Annotated in this window: 11 protein-coding genes; 7 read left to right on the top strand and 4 right to left on the bottom strand. The window is 68.5% G+C overall.

From position 1 onward, the window contains the following. Positions 1-172: 172 nt before the first annotated feature. Entirely contained in the window at positions 173-412 is a 240-nt protein-coding gene (infA, locus tag I8J34_RS20520) for a translation initiation factor IF-1 (protein ID WP_214363503.1), read from the bottom strand. A gap of 469 nt (positions 413-881) precedes the next feature. Here infA and I8J34_RS20515 point away from each other — a divergent pair, with 469 nt between their 5' ends. The 7 genes from I8J34_RS20515 (at position 882) to tal (ending at position 8,112) form a co-directional block, all read left to right on the top strand. Next, entirely contained in the window at positions 882-3,032 is a 2,151-nt protein-coding gene (locus I8J34_RS20515; protein ID WP_214363502.1) for a dihydrolipoyl dehydrogenase family protein, read from the top strand. Positions 3,033-3,049: 17 nt separating this feature from the next. Next, positions 3,050-3,766 carry a DUF1223 domain-containing protein gene (locus I8J34_RS20510; protein WP_214363501.1) on the top strand — a complete coding sequence of 239 codons (717 nt, stop codon included), beginning with the start codon at positions 3,050-3,052 and terminating at the stop codon, positions 3,764-3,766. A 4-nt stretch (positions 3,767-3,770) separates the two neighbouring features. Continuing rightward, positions 3,771-4,460: a TIGR04283 family arsenosugar biosynthesis glycosyltransferase gene (locus I8J34_RS20505; protein WP_214363500.1), complete on the top strand. Its 690-nt coding sequence runs from the start codon at positions 3,771-3,773 to the stop codon at positions 4,458-4,460. Further along, a complete protein-coding gene (locus I8J34_RS20500) occupies positions 4,450-5,073 on the top strand; it encodes a TIGR04282 family arsenosugar biosynthesis glycosyltransferase (protein WP_230411935.1) in 624 nt (207 codons plus the stop codon). The genes I8J34_RS20505 and I8J34_RS20500 overlap by 11 nt, the downstream gene beginning before the upstream one ends. Positions 5,074-5,141: 68 nt before the next feature. Then, positions 5,142-5,873, top strand: coding sequence for a DUF3047 domain-containing protein (locus I8J34_RS20495; protein ID WP_214363498.1), 732 nt, complete (start codon positions 5,142-5,144; stop codon positions 5,871-5,873). Further along, positions 5,870-6,967 carry an FAD-dependent oxidoreductase gene (locus tag I8J34_RS20490; protein WP_214363497.1) on the top strand — a complete coding sequence of 366 codons (1,098 nt, stop codon included), beginning with the start codon at positions 5,870-5,872 and terminating at the stop codon, positions 6,965-6,967. The genes I8J34_RS20495 and I8J34_RS20490 overlap by 4 nt, the downstream gene beginning before the upstream one ends. A 68-nt stretch (positions 6,968-7,035) precedes the next feature. After that, positions 7,036-8,112, top strand: a complete 1,077-nt coding sequence (tal, locus tag I8J34_RS20485; protein WP_214363496.1) for a transaldolase — start codon at positions 7,036-7,038, stop codon at positions 8,110-8,112. Positions 8,113-8,124: 12 nt separating this feature from the next. Here the strand turns inward: tal and I8J34_RS20480 are convergent, their stop codons facing one another. The 3 genes from I8J34_RS20480 to I8J34_RS20470 all read right to left on the bottom strand — a co-directional run bounded on the left by I8J34_RS20480 (position 8,125) and on the right by I8J34_RS20470 (position 10,993). Continuing rightward, the gene (locus I8J34_RS20480; protein WP_230411934.1) at positions 8,125-8,484 is read right to left on the bottom strand and encodes a RidA family protein; all 360 of its coding nucleotides are present in this window, start codon (positions 8,482-8,484) and stop codon (positions 8,125-8,127) included. A gap of 126 nt (positions 8,485-8,610) precedes the next feature. After that, positions 8,611-8,952 carry a DUF3135 domain-containing protein gene (locus I8J34_RS20475; protein ID WP_214363495.1) on the bottom strand — a complete coding sequence of 114 codons (342 nt, stop codon included), beginning with the start codon at positions 8,950-8,952 and terminating at the stop codon, positions 8,611-8,613. Positions 8,953-9,091: 139 nt separating this feature from the next. After that, a complete protein-coding gene (locus I8J34_RS20470; RefSeq protein WP_214363494.1) occupies positions 9,092-10,993 on the bottom strand; it encodes a chemotaxis protein CheA in 1,902 nt (633 codons plus the stop codon). Between the last annotated feature and the right edge of the window lie 54 nt (positions 10,994-11,047).

The following is an 11,047-nucleotide window of genomic DNA, read 5'->3' as shown; positions in this document are numbered from 1 at the left end:
GTTTATGCTCCACGCTTCCTTCCCACGCTCGGTCGCCCTCGCGCAGTTGCGCTTCACTTCGTTCGCTGTGATCAACTTACGGCGGGACTTGCACCCGCAGGAGTGCGCCCATGCTGGGCGCACAAAGAAAACGCCCGGTGCGAACCGGGCGTTTGTCTGTCTGAAGCAGCGCTCAATGCGTGCGGCGCTGGACTTCCTTGTGGCGGAAGCTGATGCGCGCCTTCGACAGATCATAGGGCGACATTTCGAGCGTCACCCGATCACCGGCCAAGATCCGGATGCGAAACTTGCGCATCTTGCCCGAAGCGTAGGCGGCGACGTCCATACCGTTGTCCAGCTTGACGAGGAAACGGGCATCACGGAGGACTTCCTGCACCACACCTTCGAACTGGATCATTTCTTCTTTGGCCATAAATTCTCTCTCCTAATCTACTGTGGGGTCCGGCGCGATCGACGCCCGAAGGCGGCGGCCTGGCAACACGCCACGCGCGCACAATGCGCGTGCCGGGATTGATTCATGTGCTGGCGGCAGGCAATGCATGCCCTGTGCCGACGGGCGGCCCGGACCCAACACGATCCGGACGCAAGTGACGGGTTCTGGCCCGACGCTCCGGCCACTCCGGTGCCTCGACGGCCCGCCGGAACGGCGAATGAGACGGCGCTGCTGCGCCATGCTGGATCGGCCCACGCCCGCCAAACGGACGTGCGACCGAGATAAGGGCTTCATTCTACTCGATTTTTGTGCGCGGCACAAAAATATCGTCGAAGCATGGCAGCATGTGGCTGTCAGGTTTTCACCCCCTGCACGGTCTGAGACATCACACGCCCATCACCGCACTGGCGGTTGGCCATCGAACCGCCCCTGGAGCCCCGTCAAGGCCATGAACAAGAAAAAAACCGGACTCATCCTGCTGATCGCCGCCCTGGTGGCGAGCTATTTCATCTTCGACCTGGGGCGCTACTTCAGCCTCGACTTCTTCAAGAGCCAGCAAGCCGCCGTCGAGGCCTACCGGGCGGCCCATCCGTGGACCACGGCCGGCCTGTTCTTCGCCATCTACGTGGCCGTCACCGCTCTGTCCCTACCCGGCGCCGCGGTGATGACGCTGATCGCCGGCGCCATCTTCGGCCTGCTCACCGGCGTGCTGATCGTCTCCTTCGCCTCCAGCATCGGCGCCACGCTGGCCTTCCTGGTCTCGCGCTTCCTGCTGCACGACTGGGTGCAGCAGCGCTTCGGCGACCGCCTCAAGGCGATCAACGCCGGCGTCAAGCGCGAAGGCGGCTTCTACCTGTTCACCCTGCGCCTGGTGCCGGCCTTTCCGTTCTTCGTCATCAACCTGGTGATGGGCCTGACGCCGATCCGCACCACCACTTTCTACTGGGTGAGCCAAGTCGGCATGCTCGCCGGCACCATCGTGTATGTGAATGCAGGCACCCAACTCGGCCAGCTCGAATCGCTCTCCGGCATTCTCTCGCCCGGCCTGCTCGGCGCCTTCGTGCTGCTGGGTCTCTTCCCCCTGATCGCCAAGCGCATCGTCGCCGCCGTCAAGGGACGCAAGGTCTATGCACGCTGGGCCGGCCAGCGCCCGACGCGCTTCGACCGCAACCTGGTGGTGATCGGCGGCGGTTCGGCCGGGCTGGTGACGTCCTACATCGCCGCCGCGGTCAAGGCCAAGGTGACGCTGATCGAACGCCACAAGCTCGGCGGCGACTGCCTCAACACCGGCTGCGTGCCCTCCAAGGCACTGATCCGCTCGGCCAAGTTCCTCTCGCATGTACGCCGCGCCGAGGAATTCGGCATTGAGGCGGCAGAGGCCAAGCTGGACTTCGCCCAGGTGATGGAACGCGTGCAGTCGGTGGTGCAGGCCATCGAACCGCATGACTCGGCTGAGCGCTACACCGGCCTCGGGGTGGACGTGATCGCCGGCACGGCGAAGATCACCTCACCATGGACGGTCGAGGTCACGCACGACGACGGCCACGTCGACACGCTCACCACCCGCGCCATCGTCATCGCCACTGGCGCGCGCCCCTTCGTGCCGCCGATCCCCGGCATCGAGGCCACGGGCTACCTGACGTCCGACACCCTGTGGGCGCTGCGCGAACAGCCGCGCCGCCTGCTGGTGCTCGGCGGCGGCCCGATCGGCTGCGAGCTGACCCAGGCCTTCGCCCGCCTCGGCAGCCAGGTGACGCAGGTCGAAATGCTCCCGCGCCTCATGGTGCGCGAAGACGAAGAGGTGTCGCAGCTGGTGATGGAGCGCTTCATCGCTGAGGGCGTCGATGTGCGTGTCGGCACGAAGGCTAAGCAATTCGTGATCGAGGACGGCGAAAAGTTGCTGATCGCCGAACACGACGGCCAGGACCTGCGCATTCCCTTCGACACGCTGCTGGTGGCGGTCGGCCGCGCCGCCAACCTCACCGGTTTCGGGCTCGAAGAACTCGGCATCCCGACCGGAAAGACGGTCGACACCAACGACTTCCTGCAGACCATCTACCCCAACATCTATGCCGCCGGCGACGTGGCCGGCCCCTACCAGTTCACCCACACCGCCGCCCACCAGGCCTGGTATGCCGCGGTCAATGCGCTGTTCGACCCGATCAAGACCTTCAAGGCCGACTACTCGGTGATCCCCTGGGCCACCTTCGTCGAACCCGAGGTGGCGCGCGTCGGTCTCAATGAGCAGGACGCGCGCGAACAGGGCATCGCCTACGAAGTCACCCGCTTCGGCATCGACGACCTGGACCGCGCGATTGCCGACTCCGAGGCCCATGGCTTCGTCAAGGTGCTGACCGTGCCGGGCAAGGACCGCATCCTCGGCGTCACCATCGTCGGCGAGCATGCCGGCGACCTGATCGCCGAATACGTGCTAGCCATGAAGCACGGCCTGGGGCTCAACAAGATCCTCGGCACCATCCACATCTACCCGACGCTGGCCGAGGCCAACAAGTACGCCGCCGGCGAATGGAAGCGCGCCCATGCGCCACAAAAGCTGCTCGAATGGGTGGCCCGCTTCCATGCGTGGCGCCGGGCCTGACGACAGGAGGCTGAACCATGTCCGCCAAACCGCTCCTCGCGCTCACCGCCGCCCTCTTCGCCGGCACGGCCGCCGCCGACTGCACCGTCAGCAGCGGCCCGACGCAAACGCCGCTGGTCGAGCTCTACACCTCCGAAGGCTGCAGCTCCTGCCCACCGGCCGACCGCTGGCTGAGCCGCCTCACCGGCGCCAAAGACACCGTGGCGCTGGCCTTTCATGTCGACTACTGGGACTACATCGGCTGGAAGGACCGCTTCGCCGAGCCACGCAACGGCCAGCGCCAGCGCGACAAGGTGGCGCTGGCCGGCGGGCGCACCGTCTATACCCCGCAAATCATGGTCAATGGCCGCGACAGCCGTGCCTGGCGCGGCGGCGATCCGCTCGCCGGCCTGGCACGCGGCTCGGCGCAAGCGCAGATCCGGCTGACCAGCGACGGCGACACCGTGCGCGTGCAGGCCAGCGCACCGGCCGGCCGCAGCGCCCGGCTGGTCATCGCCCGCTATGAAAATGGTCATCAAAGCGTGGTCAAAGCCGGCGAAAATAGCGGCGCCACCCTCGACCACGATTTCGTGGTGCGAGACTGGGAGACCCACCCGATGCCGACCGACACCCCGCTGAACACCGACATCCACCTGCGCGCGCCGGAAAAGCCCGGCGGCGTGGCCGCCTTCGTCGAAGACATGCACAGCGGCGACGTCCTGCAGGCGCTCGCCCTGCCCGACTGCCGCGGCTGAGCCGATGAGCGCGCTGTCGATCATCCTTCCCGTGCTCGACGAAGCCGCCGGCATCGGCTCGGTGCTGGCGCCGCTGCAGGCACTGCGGGCCGATGGCGTGGAGCTGATCGTGGTCGATGGCGGCAGTGTCGACGACACCATGGCCCTGGCCACGCCGCTGTGCGACCGCCTCGTCAGCGCACCGCGCGGCCGCGCCAGCCAAATGAACGCCGGCGCCGCGGTGGCGCAGGCCGAGCGGTTGCTGTTCCTGCATGCCGACACCCGCCTGCCGGACGGCGCCGTCGCCGCCCTCCATGCAGCGCTCGACACGCAGGTTTGGGGGCGCTTCGATGTGCGCATCGACGGTCGCCACCCGATGCTCGCGCTCGTCGCCGCGATGATGAATCTGCGCTCGCGCCTGAGCGGCATCGCCACCGGCGACCAGGCCCTGTTCATGCGCCGTACCGCGTTCGAGCGTGTCGGCGGCTTCCCCGACCTGCCGCTGATGGAAGACATCGCCATCAGCCGTGCGCTCAAGCGCCTCGGCCCGCCGGCCTGCCTGCGCACGCGCGTCACCACCGCCGGGCGCCGCTGGGAGACCCACGGCGTGTTCCGCACCATCGTCCTCATGTGGCGCCTGCGCGCCGCCTTCGCCCTCGGCGCCGACCCCGCCGAGCTTGCCCGACGTTATGGCTACCGACCCCGTGAATCCTGAACCGATCCAGATCGCCCTCTTCGCCAAGGCCCCCGTCGCCGGTCAGGCCAAGACCCGCCTGATCCCCACCCTCGGCCCGGCCGGTGCCGCGCGCCTGCACCGGCAGCTGGTGCGCCAGGCAGTGCGCACCGCCTGCGCCGCCGATCTCGGTCCGGTCAGCCTGTGGTGCGCGCCGGGCATCGGCCACCGTTTCTTCCGCGCCCTGGCCGCCACGGCCGCGCTGCCGCTGCACCCGCAGCACGGCGACGACCTCGGCGCACGCATGGCGCATGCCTTCGCCACCCTCACCCCGCAGGGCCTGGTGTTGCTGATCGGCAGCGACTGCCCGATGCTCACGCCAACCCTGCTGCACGACTGCGCCGCCGCGCTGCGCCATGGCGACGACGCGGTGTTTCTGCCTGCCGAAGACGGCGGCTATGCGCTGGTCGGCCTGCGCCAACCGCAGCCGGCGCTGTTCGCCGCCATCCCCTGGGGCAGCGACACGGTGATGGCGCACACCCGCGAGCGCCTGCATCTGCACGGCCTGCGCTGGTCCGAACCGGCCACGGTGTGGGATGTGGACCGACCGGACGACCTCGCCCGCCTGCACGACCTGGACCTCCAGGCCCGATGAGCCGCCGGAACCCCCACCCGGCCGCCGGGTCAGAGCCGGCGTCACCCCGCCCTCCGGGAGCCCCCCTCATGTCCGTCCGCGCCCTGCTGCCGCTGTGCGCCCTGCTGTTCGCCCTGCCCGCCGCGGCCACGCCCGCGACGGTCCAGCCCGCCCCGTTCAGCCCGGCGCCTGCCGGTCCGCCGCCGCCCGCCTGGGTATACACGCAGATCCACGAGGATCTGCCCGGCACCGATTTCTCCATCGTCCGCGAGGCCGGTGACGGCGTGCTGCGCGCCTATTCGCAGGCGGCCGCCTCCAGTCTGGTGCATACGCTGCCGGCCCCGGTCTCGCCGCACACCCGCCTCGACTGGCGCTGGAAAGTCTCCCAGGCCGTGCCGCAATCGGCCATCGCCAGCAAGGCCACCGACGACTACGCCGCCCGGGTTTACGTCTTCTTCGACTACGACAAGTCGCGCCTGCCCTTCACCGACCGGGTCAAGATCGATCTGGCGCGCAATCTCTACGGCGCCGACCTGCCCACCGCCGCGTTGTGCTACGTGTGGGGCACCGCCGACGCCGTCGGCACCATCGCGCCCAATCCCTACACCGACCGCGTGCGCATGATCGTCCTGCAGCGCGGCGACGCCCGCGCCGGCCAGTGGGTGAGCGAATCGCGTGACCTGGCCGCCGACTTCCAAGCCGCCTTCGGCGAAGCCGCGCCGGCCGTCACCGGCATCGCACTCGGCGCCGATACCGACAACACCGGCGCCACGGTCGAGGCCCGCTTCGGCGATCTGCGCCTGCGCCCGGCCGCGCCATGAAACGCCTCGTCCTGCTCGGCGGCGGCCATGCCCATGTGCATGTGCTCGACGCGCTGGCACGCACATCGCTGCCCGACACCGAAGTCGTCCTCGTCACGCCCTCTGCGCAACAGATCTACTCGGGCATGCTGCCCGGCTGGATTGCCGGCCACTACCGGCGCGACGAGATCGCCATCCCCCTGATGCCGCTGGCGCAGCGCGCTGGCGTGCGCTTTGTGCAGGCGCGGGGGACGGGGCTCGACCTGGACGCACGGCAACTGCAGTGCGACGACGGCAAGACGATCGATTTCGATCTGCTCTCCATCGACACCGGCCCGACCACCGACACCGGTATCGCCGGCTGCGCCGAGCACGCCATTGCGGTGCGGCCGATCGATGACTTCGTGCGCCACATCGACGCCCTGATCCACCGCGCCGAGACCGATCCAGCCGCTCGCCTGGCAATCGTCGGCAGCGGCGCCGCCGGCGTCGAGCTGGCCTTCGCCCTGCGCCAGCGCCTGCCGGCGCTGCCGCTGACCCTGATCGGCGCCAGCGCCCATCCGCTCGACGGCCTGCCCGGCCGGCTCCAGCGCCGCGCCCGGCGCCTGCTCGCCGAGCGTCACATCCACTGGCTCGGCCCGCGACGCGCCATCCGCATCGACACCGACGGCGTGACGCTCGACAACGGCGACACCGTGGCCGCAACGCAGGTGCTGCAGGTCACCGGTGCCACCGCCCCGGCCTGGCCGGCACAAGCCGGGCTGGCCACCGACACGGCCGGCTTCATCCGCGTCGGGCCCACGCTGCAGTCGGTCTCCCACCCCTTCGTGTTTGCCGCCGGCGATGTGGCCGCCTATGCCGACCCGCGCCCCAAGTCCGGCGTTTTCGCGGTGCGCGCCGGCCCGCCGCTGGCCGACAACCTGCGCCGCCTCGTCACCGGCCAGCCGCTCGCCCCCTGGCACCCGCAGCGGCGCGCGCTCTATCTCATCAGCACCGGCGACGAGCGCGCCCTCGCCGCCTGGGGGCCGCTATGCGCGGAAGGCGGCTGGGTGTGGTCCTGGAAAGATCGCATCGACCGCGCCTTCGTCGCGCGCTTTACCCACGCCGACACCTGACGCGGCTTTCGATCGCGCCGGTTTGCAGGCACAATGGGCCGCTAACAATTATTCGTCGCCCCTGCCCCATGGATCACCTGCTTGAAACCCGCTTTCTCGGCCAACAGATCTGGCTCGACAACCTGTCCCGCAGTCTCATCCGCGACGGCCATCTGGCCGAATTCATCCAGGAACATGGCATCACCGGCGTCACCACAAACCCCGCCATCTTCCAGAAAGCCATCGCCGCCGGCCGCTATTACGAAGACGATCTGGCCCGCCTCAAGGCCGAGCCGCTGGACGCCGAAGCGCGCTACGAGCAACTGGTGATCCCCGACGTGCAGGCCGCCTGCGACCTGCTGCGCGCCACCTGGGCCGACGCCAAGGGCGAGGCCGGATATGTCAGCCTCGAAGTGTCGCCCGCGCTGGCCCATGACGAAGACGGCACCGTCGCCGCCGCCCATCGCCTGCATGCCGCCGTGGCGCGCGACAACGTGCTGATCAAGGTACCGGCCACCGCGGCCGGCGTGCGCGCCATCGAGCGCCTGATCGCCGACGGTATCAGCGTCAATGTCACGCTGATGTTCTCGCTGGCCCATGTGGAGGCCGTTGCCGCCGCCTATGTGCGCGGCCTCGAAACCCGCGCCGCGGCCGGCCAATCGGTGAGTGGCATCTTCTCGGTGGCCAGCCTCTTCCTCAGCCGGGTCGATACCCTGGTCGACGGCCAGCTGGACGCCATGACCGACGCCGCGCGCGAGCTGCGCGGCGGCACCGCCGTGGCCATGGCGCGCCTGGCCTACCAGGCCTACCGCAACCGTTTCCATGGCGAGGCCTTCGCCGCCCTGCGCGCCCAGGGCGCCCGCCCGCAGTACATGCTGTGGGCCAGCACCGGCACCAAGAACCCGGCCTACAGTGACCTGCTCTATGTCGAGCCGCTGATCGGACCGGAGACCGTCAACACCCTGCCCGACGCCACCCTCACCGCCCTGCTCGACCACGGCCGCATCCAGCACACGCTGGAGACCAACGTGGTCGGCGCCCAGGCGCAATTCGCCGGCGTGGCACATCTCGGCCTCGACATGACCGCCATCGGCGAAGAGCTGCAGCGCGCCGGGCTGGCGCAGTTCGAAAGCGCCTTCGCCGAACTGCTGGCCGTCACCGCCTGAGGCATTCGGCGGTCACTTGACCGCTGCGACCACCGTCACCTCGACCAACAAGGCCGGCGAGGCAAGCTTGGCCTCGACGGTGGTGCGCGCCGGCGCCGCATCGGCCGGCAACCAAGCCTCCCACACCGCATTCATCGCCGCAAAATCGGCCATGTCCTTGAGATGGATGAGCGCCGACAGAATCCGGCTGCGGTCGCTGCCGGCCTCGGCCAGCAGGCGATCGACCCGGGCCAGCGTCTCTTCGGTCTGGGCCGTCACGCCCTCCAGGCCCTCGGCCCCGCCGGCGGTCTGCCCGCACAGATAGACCAGGCCGCCATGGCGCACGATTTTCGACATGCGCGGGCCGGGGTGGAAACGTTCGATATCGGACATGGGAAACTCCTTGAGGTTGGGTGGGCAGGGCTTTCCGGCAGGCCGGCAAGCCATGACACCGCGCCCGCCCCGGGCGACATGCGGCGAAGGCGCTGATCCCTGCGGGCGTCGACCGTGGGTGCCGACTCAGCGCCAGCTATCGCCATCCGGCGCGTTTCGCTGCCCCTTCAAGAGATTCAGGCGCAGCGCTTCGAGCTCGGAGGCATTGCGCTGCAAGGCCCGCACGCGCGCACGCAACGCGGCGAGGCGATCTTCGATCATGCCGGTCAATTCGAGGGTGGCTTTCATCGGCGAGCCGGCCAGCGCGCGGACGCTGTCGATCTGGACCTGCAACTCGCGCAGGCGCGCCGCCTGAGCCGGCGGATGGCCGTCGATCATGCGGCCGATGACGCGCTCGCGCGCACGGAAGAACGCCGCCGGGCTGCGTCTGGCCAGATTGCTCCAGGCATCGAAATCGAAATCCCGCATGCTCGCTCGCCTCCTTGGGCGTGGTGCACGCGTCCGATGCTACGGCGACGCTCCCCCTCAGGCAAGGCAAGGATGTCACGAAACGACATGCCCCGACGCGCCGGGCGGCGAGTCGGGGCAGGCGGAAAAACGCTGAAAATCAGGCGGCGAGCAGTTTTCTAGGCTGCTGGATCAGCACCGCACGCGACACGCCGTGGCGCTCGCCGGTGTTGCCGAGCAACTCCTTCATGTCGAGGATCAGCACGATCTGGCCGTTCGACAAGGTGGTGACGCCGGCCACGCCCTTGGGACGGAAATCGTCGAGCGACTTGATCACCGCATCTTCGCGCCCGGCGAAGCTGTCGATCGCCAGGATGAAGCTTTGCTCCGCGGTCTGCATGAGCACGCCGTATTCGGGTTGATGCTCCTGCGGCCAGCCCAGCAGGTTGGCCAGCGGGACGATCGGCAGCACTTCGCCGCGCACCACCATGGTGGCGCGACCGCCGACTTCCTGCACCTCTTCAGGCGTGATCGGCAGGATCTCGCGCACCATCGACAGCGGCACGGCCAGCGGCTGGTCGCCCAGACGCACCAGCAGCACCGGCAGGATGGCGAGGGTCAGCGGCAGGCTGATGATGAAGCTGGTGCCCTGCCCGGCCGTCGATTTGATGTCGATCTGGCCGTTGAGCTTCTGGATGTTGGTGCGCACCACGTCCATGCCGACACCGCGGCCGGACACGTCGGAGACCACACCGGCGGTCGAGAAACCGGGCAGGAACACCAGGTTGAAGCTCTGGCGCTCGTCCATGGTGTTGGCTTCCTCATCGGTGATGAGGCCCTTGGCCACGGCCGAGGCGCGCAGTTTTTCGGGGTTCATGCCGCGGCCGTCGTCGGCCACCAGGATGATGATGTGGTCGCCTTCCTGGCGCGCTTCGAGGCGCAGGATGGATTTCTCGCTCTTGCCGTTGGCCAGGCGCTCGGCCTTGCCTTCGACGCCGTGATCGACCGCATTGCGGATGAGGTGGATGATCGGGTCGGACAGATCCTCGATCATGGTCTTGTCGATCTCGGTTTCCTCGCCGGCCAGCACCAGCTCGACATCCTTGCCCAGGTTACGGGCCAGGTCGCGGGCGATGCGCGGGTATTTCTGGAACAGGCGGCCGATCGGCTGCATGCGGGTCTTCATCACCGCGTTCTGCAGATCGGAGACCAGCAGATCGAGCTGGCTCACCGCCACGTCGAGCGCATGCATGGTCTCGGCATCGTCGTCGCCGTTGAGAATCTGGCTGCGCAGCGCGTTGAGGCGGTTCTTGGTCAGGCCGATCTCGCCGGACAGGTTGAGCACCTGGTCGAGCCGGGTGGTGTCCACCCGGATCGAGTTGTCGCGCTGTTTTTCGCTGTCGCGCCGTCCGGTGGGGCCCGAGTAGCCCGGCTTGTCGGCGGCGCGCCGTCCGATCGCCGCCTTGACGATTTCTTCAGGATCTTCTTTGGGGACGACCTCGACCTCAACCGGTGCCTTCGGCGCAGCGGCCGCCACCACCGCGGGCACGCCGGTCACGGCCTGTTGCAGCGCTGCCCAGTCGGGCTCGCCGGCGGCCGGGGACTTCACCGCAGCGGCCGGTTCAGCTGCCTTGGCGGGCGCCTTGGCCGGCACGTCGGCAGACCCGAGCTTGCCGGCAATGGCTTGCTTGAGGGCGTCGATCAGGGCCGGATCGGCGGGGCGCGGCTGGGTGCCGCTTTCCAGCGAGCCGAACATGTCGCGCACCGAGCCGGTCGCCGACAGGATGACGTCCATCGATTCGGCCGTCACCCGCAGTTCGCCGTTGCGCAGCTTGTCGAACAGGTTCTCGGTCAGGTGGCACAAGGTCACCAGCTCGGTGGCGTTGAGAAAACCCGCGCCGCCCTTGATGGTGTGAAACCCCCGGAAGATCTCGTTGAGCAAGCTGCGATCGTCAGGGGCCCGCTCCAGGTCCACCAGCTTGTTGTCGACATCCGACAGCAAGTCACCGGCCTCGAGAAGGAAATCCTGCAGCAGGTCTTCCATTCCAGCGAAATCGCTCATTTTGGCTCGCTCCACTGTGTTGCTGGCGACGACCGGGTCATGCGCCGGCCGTCC

This window comes from Denitromonas iodatirespirans (assembly GCF_018524365.1).
Taxonomy (GTDB): Bacteria; Pseudomonadota; Gammaproteobacteria; order Burkholderiales; family Rhodocyclaceae; genus Nitrogeniibacter; species Nitrogeniibacter iodatirespirans.
The sequence above is the reverse complement of the archived record's forward strand: the minus strand, read 5'-3'. Positions and strand labels throughout refer to the sequence as shown.